General features: G+C 73.9%; 15 protein-coding genes. 10 read left to right on the top strand and 5 right to left on the bottom strand.

Features of this window, described 5'->3' with window-relative positions:
• Positions 1-28: 28 nt before the first annotated feature.
• Both OHV05_RS04215 and OHV05_RS04210 read right to left on the bottom strand, forming a co-directional pair.
• The gene (locus OHV05_RS04215; RefSeq protein WP_403043542.1) at positions 29-958 is read right to left on the bottom strand and encodes an NAD-dependent epimerase/dehydratase family protein; all 930 of its coding nucleotides are present in this window, start codon (positions 956-958) and stop codon (positions 29-31) included.
• Positions 959-1,088: 130 nt separating this feature from the next.
• Entirely contained in the window at positions 1,089-1,610 is a 522-nt protein-coding gene (locus OHV05_RS04210) for a PTS fructose transporter subunit IIA (RefSeq protein WP_405016396.1), read from the bottom strand.
• Positions 1,611-1,883: 273 nt separating this feature from the next.
• Between OHV05_RS04210 and OHV05_RS04205 the strand changes: the two genes are divergently transcribed.
• From OHV05_RS04205 to OHV05_RS04190, 4 genes are all read left to right on the top strand, one after another.
• Positions 1,884-2,156, top strand: a complete 273-nt coding sequence (locus tag OHV05_RS04205; protein ID WP_405021384.1) for a DUF397 domain-containing protein — start codon at positions 1,884-1,886, stop codon at positions 2,154-2,156.
• A 651-nt stretch (positions 2,157-2,807) separates the two neighbouring features.
• Positions 2,808-3,302, top strand: a complete 495-nt coding sequence (locus OHV05_RS04200; RefSeq protein WP_184922226.1) for a hypothetical protein — start codon at positions 2,808-2,810, stop codon at positions 3,300-3,302.
• Positions 3,303-3,356: 54 nt separating this feature from the next.
• Positions 3,357-3,440: a putative leader peptide gene (locus tag OHV05_RS04195; RefSeq protein WP_405021383.1), complete on the top strand. Its 84-nt coding sequence runs from the start codon at positions 3,357-3,359 to the stop codon at positions 3,438-3,440.
• 142 nt (positions 3,441-3,582) lie between these two features.
• The gene (locus OHV05_RS04190; RefSeq protein ID WP_405016395.1) at positions 3,583-4,722 is read left to right on the top strand and encodes an acyl-CoA dehydrogenase family protein; all 1,140 of its coding nucleotides are present in this window, start codon (positions 3,583-3,585) and stop codon (positions 4,720-4,722) included.
• Between the two features lie 218 nt (positions 4,723-4,940).
• Here the strand turns inward: OHV05_RS04190 and OHV05_RS04185 are convergent, their stop codons facing one another.
• Positions 4,941-6,083 carry an aminoglycoside phosphotransferase family protein gene (locus OHV05_RS04185; RefSeq protein WP_405016394.1) on the bottom strand — a complete coding sequence of 381 codons (1,143 nt, stop codon included), beginning with the start codon at positions 6,081-6,083 and terminating at the stop codon, positions 4,941-4,943.
• Between the two features lie 454 nt (positions 6,084-6,537).
• On the opposite strand from OHV05_RS04185, the gene OHV05_RS04180 reads away from it, so the two are divergent.
• Positions 6,538-8,004, top strand: a complete 1,467-nt coding sequence (locus tag OHV05_RS04180; protein WP_403043551.1) for a hypothetical protein — start codon at positions 6,538-6,540, stop codon at positions 8,002-8,004.
• 21 nt (positions 8,005-8,025) lie between these two features.
• On the opposite strand, the gene OHV05_RS04175 is transcribed toward OHV05_RS04180, so the two are convergent.
• The gene (locus tag OHV05_RS04175) at positions 8,026-8,328 is read right to left on the bottom strand and encodes a hypothetical protein (RefSeq protein ID WP_405016393.1); all 303 of its coding nucleotides are present in this window, start codon (positions 8,326-8,328) and stop codon (positions 8,026-8,028) included.
• 297 nt (positions 8,329-8,625) lie between these two features.
• Here OHV05_RS04175 and OHV05_RS04170 point away from each other — a divergent pair, with 297 nt between their 5' ends.
• Positions 8,626-10,041, top strand: coding sequence for a HEAT repeat domain-containing protein (locus tag OHV05_RS04170; protein ID WP_405016392.1), 1,416 nt, complete (start codon positions 8,626-8,628; stop codon positions 10,039-10,041).
• A gap of 119 nt (positions 10,042-10,160) precedes the next feature.
• Positions 10,161-10,883 carry a DUF1775 domain-containing protein gene (locus OHV05_RS04165; RefSeq protein WP_405016391.1) on the top strand — a complete coding sequence of 241 codons (723 nt, stop codon included), beginning with the start codon at positions 10,161-10,163 and terminating at the stop codon, positions 10,881-10,883.
• A gap of 18 nt (positions 10,884-10,901) precedes the next feature.
• Here OHV05_RS04165 and OHV05_RS04160 read toward each other — a convergent pair whose 3' ends face one another.
• Positions 10,902-11,747, bottom strand: coding sequence for an undecaprenyl-diphosphate phosphatase (locus OHV05_RS04160; RefSeq protein ID WP_405021382.1), 846 nt, complete (start codon positions 11,745-11,747; stop codon positions 10,902-10,904).
• Between the two features lie 195 nt (positions 11,748-11,942).
• On the opposite strand from OHV05_RS04160, the gene OHV05_RS04155 reads away from it, so the two are divergent.
• Genes OHV05_RS04155 through OHV05_RS04145 form a run of 3 tightly spaced genes read left to right on the top strand, consistent with a single transcriptional unit; the run spans position 11,943 to position 14,108 of the window.
• A complete protein-coding gene (locus OHV05_RS04155; RefSeq protein ID WP_405016390.1) occupies positions 11,943-12,818 on the top strand; it encodes an oxidoreductase in 876 nt (291 codons plus the stop codon).
• The gene (locus OHV05_RS04150; RefSeq protein ID WP_405016389.1) at positions 12,815-13,639 is read left to right on the top strand and encodes a DUF3626 domain-containing protein; all 825 of its coding nucleotides are present in this window, start codon (positions 12,815-12,817) and stop codon (positions 13,637-13,639) included. The genes OHV05_RS04155 and OHV05_RS04150 overlap by 4 nt, the downstream gene beginning before the upstream one ends.
• A 43-nt stretch (positions 13,640-13,682) precedes the next feature.
• Entirely contained in the window at positions 13,683-14,108 is a 426-nt protein-coding gene (locus tag OHV05_RS04145) for an ASCH domain-containing protein (RefSeq protein ID WP_405016388.1), read from the top strand.
• Positions 14,109-14,115 lie beyond the last annotated feature (7 nt).

The following is a 14,115-nucleotide window of genomic DNA, read 5'->3' as shown; positions in this document are numbered from 1 at the left end:
GGGCTCGGTGCCCCGGCCCGGGCCGGGGTCAGAGCGTCCGGAACCACTCGGCGGTCCGCTCGATGCCCTCGCGCAGCGGTACCGGCACCACCTCGGGGAACAGCTCCCGGAGCCGGCTGTTGTCGGCCTGCGAGTCCCGGACGTCGCCGGGGCGGGTGTCGACGTGCTCGGCGGTCAGCGGCAGGTCGAGCACCGAGCCGATCTCGTCGATCAGCTCCAGCAGGGTGGTCCGGGTGCCGAAGGCCAGGTTCACCGGGTCGGCGTGCACCACCCGGCGGACCACCGCCTCGCTGATCACCTGGGTGACCGTGCCGACGTAGGTGAAGTCCCGGCTCTGGCCGCCGTCCCCGTGCACGGTCAGCGGCCGCCCGGCCAGCGCCGCGTCCAGGAAGGCGGGCAGCACGGCCGCGTAGGCGTGCCCGGCGGGCTGCAGCGGGCCGAACACGTTGAAGAACCGCAGCGGCAGCACGCCCAGCCCGTAACAGTGGTGATAGGCCGCCAGATATGCCTCGGTGGCCAGCTTGCTGACCGCGTACGGGCTCATCGGCGCCGTCCGCATGGTCTCCCGCTTGGGCAGCTCCCGGTTGGCCCCGTAGACCGAGGACGAGGAGGCCGCCACCAGGTAGCCGACGCCGGCCCGGCGGGCCGCCTCCAGCACCTCCAGGGTGCCGGTGGCGTTGGCGTGGTGGCTGGCCAGCGGATCGGCCACCGAGCGCGGCACCGAGGGCAGCGCGGCCAGGTGCACCACCGCGTCGGCGCCGGCGAAGGCGTCGTCCAGCAGGGCCGGGTCCAGGATGGTGCCCTCGTGCAGGGTCACGTCCAGGCCGGCCAGGTTCGCCTTGCTGCCGGTGCTGAGGTTGTCGACCACGGCCACGTGGTCCACCTCCGGACGGGCCAACAGGGCCCGGGCGAGATTGGCTCCGATGAAACCGGCTCCGCCGGTCACGACCACCCGCATGTTCAAGCTCCCCCCACCGTCGGCCCGCGGCCTCCCCGCCTCGGGCGCACTGCGCCGCATGCTATCGGCGGGACCACCACCGACGTGCGGATCCGGTGAACTCCGGTGCCGATCGGGTGGATCGCCGGGCTCAGAGCTTGCGTTGGCGGTACATCTCCTCGGCCGCGTCCAGCACCGCCGTCAGGTCCCCGCCCGCGCTGGCGGTGGCCACCGCCGCCACCGCCCCCTCCACGAACGGGGCGTCGGCCAGCCGGACCGGGAACGGCAGGCCGTGCTCGTCCGCGTCGGTGAGCAGCGCCCGGACGGTGCCGACCGCACTGCCCAGGTCGGCCAGCACCGCGACCCCGTGCCCCTGGTCCACCCGGCGGGCCGCCGCGGCCACCAGGACCGCGCTGGTGCCGAGCCCGTCCGCCAGGCTGCCCCCGGTGGCGGCCACCGCCGCCGGATCGTCGGCCCGGGTCAGCCCGACCGCCAGCGCGGCGACCGCCTCGGCCAGCCGCTGGCTGTGCGAGACCAGCACCACGCCGACCCGCCCGAGCCCGGCCGGCCGGGGGTGGCGCGGAGCCTCGGGTTCCGGCTCGCCCGGGTGCGGCGCGGACGGGGCCTGTGAGATGGGGATCACATCGGCCCGGGGGTCCTCCCGGCGTTCCATGACTGCTCCTCGGGCCTCTGCGGTACGCGGTCTGACGGGACGTCTCCTGACGGGGCGTGGGACAACACTCTCGCAGTCGTCCCCCGGCCGCGACCGGATCCACCCGGTGTGTCCCTCTAGCACAGCACCCGTGGCGGGCGCGGCGGAACGGTTTATCCGGCCCTGTGCGGAGGAGCGAAAGCCGCAAGCCGGTCCGGGCCGGGGCCGGCTGGATACGCTGGGGCAACGTTCGACAGGGAGGAGCACCCAGTGGCGGCCGACAGTGGCACCAGCGTGGCGGGCAAGGGCGGGGCGGTGGCCCAGGGGCACGGTCCGAAGCCCGAACTGGACCTCACCGGGGCGGAGTGGCTCGGCTGCGACCCGGACGACGTCCAGGGCAACGGCGCAGTTCAGGTCGCCTTCGTCGGCGACTACATCGTGATGCGGGACGGGCGGGCACCGGACGGGCCGGCCCTGGTCTTCACGCCGGCCGAGTGGCGGGCCTTCGTCCTGGGCACCCGGGACGGCGAGTTGGGCTCGCGGGTCGGCGGATCCGACGCGAACTGACCGGTACTCGGTCAGGTCGCGGACCCCGTTTCGACACCGGGAGGAAATCTGATGGCCCGATACTCGTTGACTGTTCGACAAGTAACGGCCCACAGTAAGAAGCAGACAGACGCCGTGCCCAACGCCCCCACGCGTCCAGGCACGGCGCCTGCTGTACGGTCCGGGCACAAGTGCCGGACCCCTCCCGAGGTAGAACCCCGGACGCACCTGGGTGCGCCGTCGCCGGGAGGCGTGGCCCCGGCGAACGAGAGCGACTCGGACGCCGGTGCCGGGTTCCCAGGATCCGCACGCCCCCACGCGGCGGTGTCCCGGGCAGGTTCGCGAGCTGCGACGGGGCCGGGGCCCCGCGAACCTGGTCCATGGGTGTTCTGTGTGGTGCTCTGCCTGACGCTACTCGACGGTCGGTGGACAGCGGAAAGTGCCTGTGCAGGTGACACGGGTGTCGCACGACGATGTGCATGAGGAAACGCGCACCAGGGCGCGCTGCGACAACACCGCCCCCCGGTGGATCGAGTCCACAGCGGCTGTCGTGCTGAACCGAACGTAGCCCGGACGGTTGCTCAGAGTCAACATTGGTCTCTGAGCGTGGATCTCGCCCAGGGCACCCACCCGCCCCGTGAGCAGGGCGTGACCGCACCGTACGATGGTGTCATGTCATTTCTCCGCCGCCGCTCCGGCTCTCCCGCGGGACCGGACTTCGACGTGCTCGCGATGGATCCGGGCGACTGGCCGGGCGACTTCGGCGCCATGATGATGAGCGGCCCGGACGGCTCCTGTCAGGGCATCTTCCTCCGGTACGACCTGTTCGGCGGCCGTGGCCCCGCGATGTTCATCGGCAACCTGCCCGAGGGGTCGCCGGCCCGGGACGCCGAGGACGGCGTCCCGTTCGAGATCCGCCAGTTGCTCACCGCGCTGGAGAACGAGGAGCCGGTCGAGTTCGTCTCGGCCGAGGACTTCCCGGTCATGCTCGGGGACGACCTGCTGATCGTCCGGAAGGTCAAGGTCAGCGAGGAGCGGGTGTTCTGCGCCCAGTTCGGCCGCAGCGACGGCGTCCAGGTGACCATCGCCTCCTGGGACCGGCCGATCGCGGACGATCTCTACCAGCTGCTCAAGCCGCTCCCGGCGGACATGTTCCAGCAGGGCTGATTCCGGCCGGGCCTTGCTTGACGCTGACGATCAACGCTTCGTACAGTCACCAGCATGTCGTGTCGCCGCCTGCTGCTCACCCGCCGCAGACATCTGGATCTGCGGCGTACCGCGAGCGCAGTGTGTCCGGGCTGCTGAGGGGGAGTCGACTCCTCCGGCGGTCCGTCTCCGGCTGAATCCAGCCGTTCTGCCGACGTCCGCCTACGGTTCCGCGCGCCCAGTACCGGTGCGCCCGCCCGCAGTTCGCCGCGCACCACGCTGCCGCCCGGAGGCACCCCCGATGACCGTCACTGATGGCACCTCACCCCTCGCGGACGCCCTCGTCCGGCTGCCCAGGGTGGTCGACCTGCTGGCGGCCCGGGCGGAGGAGCACGACCGGGACGCCACCTTCCCGTACCAGGGCATCGAGGCCGTGCACGAGGCCGGGCTGCTCACCCTGACCATCGGTCAGCGCTACGGCGGGCCCGGCGGAAGTCTGGCCGAAACCGTCCAGGTGCTGGCCCAACTCGGTCGCGGGGACGCCTCGGTGGCGGTGCTCACCGCCTTCACCCTGCTCCAGCACGCCGAGCAGGCCAGGAACGGCAACTGGCCGGCCGGGATCTACCGCCGCCTGCTGACCGAATCCCGCCGGGGCCCGGCCCTGGTCAACACCCTGCGCGCGGAGCCCGGCGGCCGACTGGCCACGGTGGCCCGCTGGGACGGCAGCGGCTGGCGGCTGACCGGCCGGAAGACCTTCTGCGCCGGCGCCGAGGCGCTCGCCTGGCTGGCGGTCCGGGCCAGGACTGACGAAACGGTTCCGCGGACCGGACTGTTCCTGGTCAGGGGCGACAGTCCCGGCATCGAACTCGACCCGGTCTGGGACCAGTTGGGCCTGCGGGCGAGCGCCGGTCACGACGTGGTGCTGACCGACGTCGCGGTGGCCGCCGATGCGGTGGTCGGGCTGGCCCGCCCGCCGGCCGAGGAGCCGCCCGCCGACCGGCTGGACCGGGCCTGGCGTGAACTCGCCCTCTCCGCCGTCCACCTGGGCGTCGCCCGGGCCGCCCAGGAGTGGCTGATCCGCTTCCTCGGGCAGCGGACTCCGGCCAATCTGACCGAGCCGCTGGCGACCGTGCCCCGGTACCGGACGGCGGTGGCCGAGATCGAGGCTTCGCTGATCGGCGCCGAGGAACTGCTGTTCGGCCTGGCCGCGCGGGTGGACCGGGGTGAGCAGGCGGCCGCCGCCCGCTCCGGGGCCGCCCAGCTGCTGATCAACCGCACCGCCACCGCAGCCGTCCAACAGGCCGTCACCCTCACCGGCAACCCCGGCCTCAGCCGCCGCCACCCGCTGGAGCGCTACCTCCGCGACGTCCTCAGCGGCCGCACCCACCTCGCCCCGGAGGACGCCATTCTCGACACCCTCGCCCGCACCCTCCTGGGCTAGGGCTCCGCCGCGTGGGCGACGCCAACTTTTTGGCAGGTGGTTCGGAAGAGTCAGGGGCTCGGGGAACTGCGACGCCGGCCTCGGAACAGGTGATCCGCTCAGGGGCGGTCAGGCACTTTCGCAGTGACCCGCACGCCAGATCTCCTCGCAGTTCCCCGAGCCCCTGGGCCGTAGACCCGGAGCGCCTGCAAAAGCTGAGCGCCTGCCCGCGCAGGGCGTCAGCGGGTGCCGACCGCCGTGCGGACGGCCCTGCGGGCGAGGGCTGCGTCGTCGTAGAGGCGGCGGATCATGATGCGCTGCTCCTCGCCCGCGCCCGGCACGTCGTGCAGGCGGATCTCCCGCATCAGCACCAGGACCAGGTTGACCAGGAACGCGTCCCGCGCCACCGTCCCGCCGGACTGCGCGAGTTGGCTGATCTGGCGGCGGGCGGCCGAGTCCCCGGAGAGCACGCTCCAGAGCACCGCCAGGTCGTACCCGGGCAGGTACCAGCCGGCCTGCTCCCAGTCGACCAGGACCGGCCCGGAGGGCGCGAGCAGGATGTTGCCGAGCAGCGCGTCGCCGTGGCAGAGCTGGAGCGGGCTGCCGGCCAGGCCGTGCAGCAGGGCCCGCAGGTCGCCCGCGTCCCGGTCGGTGAGCTGGCCGACCGAGTGGAAGCGGGAGATCTCCAGCTGGTAGTCGAGCGGCTTGCCGAACACGTCGGTCGGCGGCCGCCAGAGGTTCAGCGAACGGATCGAGCCGAGCACGGCGCGCAGCTCGCCGGGGGTCGGCGCACTGACCGGGTGCCGCTCGCGGGCGGCCTGACGGCCCGGCACCCGCTCGATGACCAGCACGCAGCGGTCGTGGTCGGCGGCCACCAGCCGGGGCAGCCGGACCGGCGGACGGTGCCGGACGAAGGCCCGGTAGACCGAGACCTCGTGGTGGAAGCGTTCGATCAGCTGCTCGGCGTGCTCGCTGCGCAGGGCCTGCGGGGCGAGGCACTTGGCGACCACGGGCACCCGGCCGATGGTGCCGGCGATCAGGATGTGTCGGCTGCCTTCCCGCAGGACCTGGCGGGGAAGGAAGCCAGGGCATATCCGCGCGATGTTGGCGAGCGCGGCCCGTACCGGGGGGGTCTGCAGGGCGGCCGGGTCCAGCCGGTCGGCGGTGGCGGCCTCCAGGGCCCGGCCGCGCTGCAGCCGGTCGGTGCCGTTCCGGGCCGCGAGCTGGTCGGCCTGACGGGGAAGCAGACCGCGCGCGGTGGCCAGAGCCCTCGGGTCGCGGTACGGGGCGGGGCTCTGGCCCGGGCGACCGCCGGCTGCGGTGGGGGGGCGCAGCGCGGTACGGGTCTGGGTGGGGGTGCCGGTGGTCGCTGAGGAGTACATGGGGTGGTGAGGGTCCCTTCCTGGCCGGCGGCTGACCTCTGCCGGTATCTGCTGCGGACTGCCCCGGGTGGCGGAGGTGTGCACCGTCGCGGTGCACCGCCGGGGCGGAGGGGTGGAGCGCAGGCGCCGGGCACGGAACTCGGCCGGTCGGCCCGGCCCGCATCCTGGGGAATGCGTGCCGTGCGCCTGCCCTGGCCATGCCCGGCGCCTGTGCGCCACCCTGCCGCGCCACCCCCTCGGATGAGGCCCCGGAAAGTCCGTTGACGGCTGCTCAGGGCAGTCCCTGAGCCGTTTTCGGGCCTTCCGACCCGGGGTCGGGGTGGCGCATCTCTACCTGACACCCGGTCAGCACTGGTGCACCATGTGGCGGACCCTGGCGAAGCGTGGCGAATGGTCGCGCGGCACATGCCAGCGCACTAGGGTCGAAAGCAGCCGAGGATCCTGGGGGCTTCACGTGAGCAAGGGGCCGAACGCCAGATTCGCCGACCTCTTCGCCCTGACCGGTTGGTCGAAGGGCGAGTTGGCGAGGCTGGTGAACCGGCGCGGTGCGGCGATGGGTCAGCAGCAGCTGTCCACCGACACCTCGCGGGTGCGGCGCTGGATCGAGCAGGGGGAGATCCCCCGCGATCCGGTGCCGAGACTACTGGCCGCCGTGTTCACCGAGCGGCTCGGCCGTGTCGTCACCACTGAGGACCTCGGTCTGGAACGACACCGGCCCACCAGGTCCGGCAGCACGCCGTCAGCAGAGCCCTGGGAGCCGGATCGGACGGCTGAAGTCCTCACCGAGTTCACGGGAATGGACCTCATGCTGAACCGACGCGGACTGGTGGGTGCGGGCTCCGCACTCGCCGCGGGTGCTGTCATCGGCGACAACCTGCACGACTGGATGCGGGGCGCCGACGTGGCCTCCGCGGCCGGGCGGACCGGCCCCCGGAGAGTGCTCACCCAGGGCGGGCCCCGGCCGGTGATCGACGTGTACGAGCCGGGCCCGGTGGGCGCGGAGGAGGTGACCGCGCTGGAGCGGTCGGTGGAGGTGTTCCGGGCCTGGGACGCCTCCCGTGGCGGCGGCCTGCAACGCAAGGCGGTGGTCGGCCAGTTGAACGAGGTGGGCGGGCTGCTCACGCACGACCTGCGGCCCGAGGTGAAGCAGCGGCTCTGGACGGTCGCGGCCAACCTGGCCGTGCTGGCCGGCTGGATGTCGCACGACGTGGGCCTGGAGCCCACCGCGCAGCGGTACTTCGTGATCGCCGCGCAGGCGGCCAAGGAGGCGGACGACCGGCCGCGGGCGGGTGAGGCGATCTCCCGGGCGGCCCGGCAGATGCTCCATCTCGGCCGGGCCGACGACGCGTTGGAGCTGATGCAGCTGGCCCGGGCCGGCAGCGGCGACCGGATGCTGCCGCGGACCAGCGCGATGCTGCACACCGTGGAGGCGTGGGCGCAGGCCGCGCTCGGCCGGGCGGAGGCCACCCGCCGGGTGCTGGGCGAGGCGGAGGAGCTGTTCGTCCGGCCCAGCGACCTCCCGGTGCCGACCTGGATGGCCACCTTCAACGAGGCCGAGCTGCACGGTATGCAGGCCCTGGTCTACCGGACGCTGGCGGAGCACGACCCGGGCGCGGCCCGGCTGGCCGAGCGGCACGCGCAGCGCGCGATGGACCTGCGGGCGACCACCGGCCGGGAGCGCTCCAGTCTGCTCGACGAGATCACCCTGGCCTCGGTCTACTGGCTCTCGGGGGAGCCCGAGGGGGCGATGACGCACGCCAAGCTGGCGCTCAACTCGATCGGCCAGACCTCCTCGACCCGGACCTGGGACCGGCTGCGCGAGATGTACCGGCTGTCCAGCCGCTACCAGGGCGTGCCGGCCGTGGCCGAGCTGCGGGCGGAGATCCACCAGGTGCTGCCGGCGCCCCGGCAGGGGGCCTGAGGCCGCGGCGGGGCCGGTGGCTCAGGCGAGCTGACGGAGCGACATCCGCAGGGCGGTCACCCGGCCGTCCTGGTCGAGCATGGGCTCGCCGGTGACCTGGACACGGCGCGGCTCGTCCCCGGGCCGTTCGATCGGCACCAGCCCCGATTCGGCCCGCCCGCGCAGCAGGACGGAGGCGACCACCCGGCGGAGCGTCGGCCGGTCGGCCCGGAGCAGCTGGTCGAGGCTGAGCGGGCCGAGCCGGGGGTCGCGGCCGAGCAGCCGGTAGACCTCGGGCTGCCAGCTGACCTGGTCGGTGCGCAGGTCCCAGACGGCGGTGCTCATCGCTACCCCTGACGAAGGTATGGACAAGGAGGACGCCCAGGGCGTGCGGCGGTGGAAAGACTGTGCCACGTGGGTAGGGATGACTGTGAGGGGTTCGGCACATCCTTCACGGAATTTCCATTGGCATATGCGGCGACGGGGGCCGACGGCCGACCTGATCGGTCCTGTGTGCGTAAGGGGCGCCCAGGCGGTAACCTTCGGTGATTCCGGCGCCCGGGCGCCCTTGCAGGAGCCATCAGACCCCCCGGCGACGGAAATCCCGTTGCCACCACGACCGCCGCAACGGATGCTGACGTCATGTTCGAGCCAGTGATAGCGCCCAGTGCCAGCCTCCTCGGCCTCCTCCAGCGAGGCCGTGGTGACGGACAGCTGCATGCGCTCGCGGCCGACCGTCACGAGGCGATCGCCGCCCTGGAGGAGTGCGTCACCAGCGACCCCAGGGCCGACTGGCAGGTCGAGAACCGCTCCCTTTACTACGCCCGCCTCTTCATGGAGCTGGAGGCGCCGCTCAGCGGGCTCGAACAGCACCTGCACGGGGCGGAGGACGTCCTGGAGCCGGACGACTTCCGCACCGGCCTGGCCCTCGCGGTGCTCGGCCACCTGGCCGCGTACGGCCGCCGGGACGCCCTGGACCTGCTGCGCGGCTACGTCGCGGTCGGCACCAACTGGGCCTGGGCCCTGGACGAGCTGGCCCTGCGCGACGACGACCGCTCGCTGCTCTCGCTGGCCTCCGCCGTGCTCGGCCGGTTCCCGGCCGACCCGCAGGGCGACGCCGAGCTCAGAGCCGCGATCCGGGCCGCGTACGAGCCGCGGCCGTGGCGGCTGTGGGCCGCGCACCACCCCCGGATCGCCGCCGCGAGCGAGCAGTCCCCGTTCGACCTGTGGCAGCGTCAGATGAATCGCGGCGGGGTCACCCCCGGCTGGAGCACCACCGACGTGCTGGCCTGGGCCGACCAGGCCGAGCCCGGCGGCTCCGCCGAGCGCCGGTCGGCCGCCGCCGCCCGCTGTCTGGCCGCCGTGGTGCGCCCGGAGGACCGGCCGACGGTGCTGGAGGCCGCCCGGTCGGGCTCGTCCGGCGCTCGGACGGCCGCCCTCCGCTACCTGGTGGACCAACAGGATCCGGACGCCGCCGAACTGATCGAGGCCGCCGCCGCCGACATCGACGAGCGGGTGGTCGACGCGGCCCTGTCGGTGCTCGGGCGGATGCGCGGCCCGGCCGCGCTGGCCCACGCCCGCCGCTGGGCCGACCCGGCCGCCGGCGGCGCCGACAGCGCGCTCGGCGAGGCCGCCGTCCAGCTGCTCGCCGACGCCGGTGACCCGGCCGACGGTCCGCTGGTGGTCGACGGGCTGCGCCAGTGGATCTCGGTCCGCGGCGTGGCCGGAGCCGGCCTGGGCACCCTGGTCGACGGTGTGGGGCGGCTGGCCGCCGCCGGAGCCGTCCCCGCCCTGCGCCACGTCTACGGCGAGGCCGCCTCCTCCGAGCTGCGCGGCCGGGCCGCCCGGGCGCTGGCCGCCACCGATCCGCACTTCGGTCGCGGCATAGCGGTCGAGTGCCTCTGGGACTGCGAGGAGGCCACCCGCGAGCTGGCCGCCCGCCACGTCACCACCACCGGCGACGTCCGGGTGCTGGAGCGGCTGCGCCGACTGGCCGCCGATCCGGCCGAGGAGGCCGAGCTGCACGCGGTCATCCGCGGCCGGCTGACCGGGCACTGAGACCGGCCCGGCCCGCCCGGGGCGGTCCGGGAGCGGTGCCGTTCGGCACCGCCGGGCGCGGGGCGACTGGCATGATGGACGGGCCCGCCGCCCGTCCGTACCCGGGAGCCCCGTCGCCGATGAACCGTCACCTCTCGCTCGCCCGCCTCGCCACCCCGATAGCCGCCCTGGCCGGGGTGGTGCTGCTCGGCGGGCCCGCCTTCGCGCACACCGGGGTCACCTCCCAGCAGGCCCAGGCACTGGCCGTGGACGCCGTGCTGTCGTTCAAGGCGGCGGGGGAGTCGGACACCGCCGGGATCGACGAGGTCCAGGTGGTGCTGCCGGCCGGGATCGGGCCGGCCGACGTGAGCCTGGTGAAGGCCCCGGAGGGCTGGACGTTCAAGCCCGGGGCCGAGGGCTTCTCGGTGTCCGGGCCGGGGCTGGCCCCGGGGAAGAACGCCGAGTACCAGGTGAAGGTGCGTCAGCTGCCGGACGCCCAGCAGGTGGTGTTCAAGACCCTGGTGATGTACACCGACACACAGGTGGACCGCTGGATCGAGGTCCCGCAGGGCGGCGCCGAGCCGAAGAACCCGGCCCCGGTGCTCAAGCTGGCGAAGGCCGCGCCGGGCGCCGTGCTGCTGGCCGCACCGACGCCCAGCCCCAGCCCGATCCCCACGCCGAGCCCGTCCCCGACGCCCTCGCCCTCGGTGGCGGCCCCCACCGCGAGTGCCGCTCCGCTGCTCGCAGCCGAGACCGCGGACAAGGGTTCGGGCAGCGGCGGGATCGTCATCGGTGCGGTCGCCGTCCTGCTGGTCGCGGTGGGCGGCGTGATCTGGTGGCGCCGCCGCTCGGCCGACGGCTGAGCGACGGCAGCACCGGGTTCACTTGGCCGGCACGCCCGCGTCCGGGGCCAGCACGCCCGCCGTCACCAGGCCGATGATCAGGATGCCGAGCAGGATCCGGTAGATCACGAACGGCAGGAAGCTGTGGCTGGAGATGTACTTCAGGAACCAGGCGATGGCCGCGTAACCGACCGCGAAGGCGATCACGGTGGCCAGCACGGTCGGGCCCCAGGCCGGGGCCGGCCCCTCGCCGATCTTGAACAGCTCCAGCACGCCGGAGGCCAGCACGGCCGGGATGGCGAGCAGGAAGGAGTACCTGGCCGCCGCCTCCCGGCTGTAGCCGAGCAGCAGGCCCGCGCTGATCGTGCCGCCCGAGCGGGACACGCCGGGGATCAGCGCGAGTGACTGCGCCAGCCCGTACGCGACGGCATGGGGCAGCGTCAGTTCGCTGATCGGCTTGGCGTGCCGGACCGCCCGGGTGCGGTCGGCGATCGCCAGGATCACGCCGAACAGGATCAGCGTGGTGCCGATCACCCGGAGGTCGCGCAGGGTGGTCTCGATGGTGTCCTGGAAGAGCGCTCCGAAGATGCCGATCGGCAGCGTGCCCAGGATGACGAACCAGCCCAGCCGGGCGTTCGGGTCGCTGCGCCGCTCGCGCTTGAACAGGGCCACCACCCAGGCCGAGACGATGGCGGCGATGTCCTTCCTGAAGTAGATCAGCACCGCCGTCTCGGTCCCCAACTGGGTCACCGCGGTGAACGCCGCCCCCGGGTCCTGCCAGCCCATCAGGGCGGAGAAGACCCGCAGGTGGGCGGAGGAGGAGACCGGGAGGAACTCGGTGAGACCCTGCACGAGGCCGAGCACGGCGGCGTGGAACCAGTCGATCACCGGGCACCCGCCGCGGTTATCTGGGGGAGGGTGCGCATCAGCTCTGGTCCTGTTCTGTTCACGGAGTCCGGGGCGCGCCGCCCCGCTGTCGCTCCGGCACCGCCGGGCTCACAGGGCACCGTCCGGCGCAGCCAGATGATAAGGCTTCAAGGTGTACGGCCGCTGCCGAGGGCCATGTGGCATCATCCCGGGATGATCACTGCAGCGAGCTCGGGCACCTGGACCCTCGGCGACCTGACCGTCCACCGGATCGGCTTCGGCGCGATGCGGCTGACCGGCAGCGCCGCCTTCGACCTCGGCACCCCGAGCGACCGGGAGCGCTCGATCGCGGTGCTCCGGCGGGCCGTCGAGCTGGGCGTCGACCACATCGACACCGCCGCCTTCTACTTCTCCTCGCTGCGCTCCGCCAACGAGCTGATCAACCGGGCGCTCGCCCCGTACGCCGACGACCTGGTGATCACCACCAAGGTCGGCCCCGGGCGCGGCCCGTCCGGCGACTGGCTCGACTGGGCCCGGCCCGACCAGCTGCGCGGCCAGGTCGAGGAGAACCTGCGGCAGCTCGGCCGCGACCACCTCGACGTGGTGAACCTGCGGGTGTCCGGCCGGGGCCCGGTCGCCGAGCACTTCGGCGCGCTGGCCGAGCTGCGGACGGCGGGCCTGATCCGGCACCTCGGCGTCTCGAACGTGGACGCCGCCCAGCTGGCCGAGGCGCAGACCGTCGCGCCGGTGGTCTGCGTGCAGAACCGGTTCGGGATCGGGGCCGGGGCCGACCAGCAGGACCTGCTGCGCAGCTGCGGCGAGCAGGGCGTGGCCTTCGTCCCGTTCTTCGCGATCGCGGGGGAGGGCAGGGAGCGCGGCGTGGGCGGCGGCGACAGTCCCGAGCTGCTCGCGGTGGCCGCCGCCCACGGCGCCTCGCCGGCCCAGGTCCGGCTCGCCTGGACGCTGGCCCAGGGCCCGCACGTGCTCGCCATCCCCGGCACCGGCAACCCCGACCACCTGGTGGAGAACATCGCGGCCGGTGCCCTCCGGCTGTCGCCCGCCGAGCTGGCCGCCCTGGCGACCCGGTGACCGCCGCGGCGCAGCTGGCGCTCCGTCACATCGCGGCTCGGGCCACCGGCGGGCCGGTCGCCCCCGACCTGCGGGTGACGCTGAACTTCCACCCGGACCGGGGGCCTTCGACCCGCCCGATCCTGCGCGCGCTGGCCGAGGACGGTGGCTACCACTCCCAGTTCGTCACCGGCACGGGCAACGGCGGCCTGACCGCCCACCCCGGCGGCGACCGCTGGCACTGGGAGAGCCGGATCTTCGGTGGTGCCTACGACGCCGCGCCCGCCGAGCAGCGCCCGGTGTACGGTGCGCTGAACTTCCGGCAGCGGCCGGCCGGGGCGGCTCCGCGGTTCGGCTCCGTGCACTTCCGGCTGACCGCCGAGGCGCTCACCCGCACCACGTTCTGCTACCCCGACAGTTTCCTGGAGCCGGCCGACTTCGGCACCGCCGACCGGATGTCCCTGATCGAACTGGCCGAGGCCGACGAGCAGGACCTGCTGGACGACTACGTCGAGGCCCATGTGCACGGCGGGGTCCGGCTGGACCGTGACGTGGAGGCGCTGGTGCTGGCCCCGAGCTTCCGGGGCACCGCCGTGGAGGCCGACGCGGCCGCGCTGCCCTGCCCGGTCGAGTGGCACCCCGGGTACCGGCTCTCGGTGTCCGAGCTGCGCCGCCACCCCGGCTACCGGGGCGCGCAGTACGTCGAGCTCGGCGCCGCGATCGCCGAGGACAGCCGGCTCGACCCCCGGGTGCTCGGGGTGGCGGTCGCCGCCGGGGAGCACGACCCGCAGGACCTCAAGAAGGTCTGGCACTACCTGGCCCGGTTCGGCACGGCCGGCTGAAAAGCACGGGCCTTCGGCGGCGGTGGCCGGTAACCTGCGCGGCATGGATCTCGACGCCCTGCCCACGATGGAGTTCGGCTTCCCCGGACCGCTGCGCGACCGGCTGGTGGCAGCGGTCCTGGCCGGTGCCAAGACCACCACCTCCGGGCTGGTGGCCGGGTACGAGTACGACGGCGAGCCGCTGCCGGTGGCCGGTCTGCGGTTGGCGGTGCCGGACTCGGCGGGCCGCCGGGTCGCGGCGATCGAGCTGACCGAGGTCCGGGTGGTCCGGCTGGCCGACGTCGACCTGCGGCACGCGGTGGACGAGGGCGAGGGCGACGAGTCGGTGGCCCAGTGGCGGGCCACCCACGAGGAGTTCTGGCACGGCCCGGAGATCCGGGCCGAGCTCGGCGCCGACTTCACGGTGGACGACGACACCCTGATCGCGGCCCAGCGCTTCCGGGTGCTGGAAGCCGCTCCCGGTCACTGACCCGTCG

Origin of the sequence: Kitasatospora sp. NBC_00070 (assembly GCF_045041205.1) — a bacterium.
Classification (GTDB): domain Bacteria; phylum Actinomycetota; class Actinomycetes; order Streptomycetales; family Streptomycetaceae; genus Kitasatospora.
The sequence above is the reverse complement of the archived record's forward strand: the minus strand, read 5'-3'. Positions and strand labels throughout refer to the sequence as shown.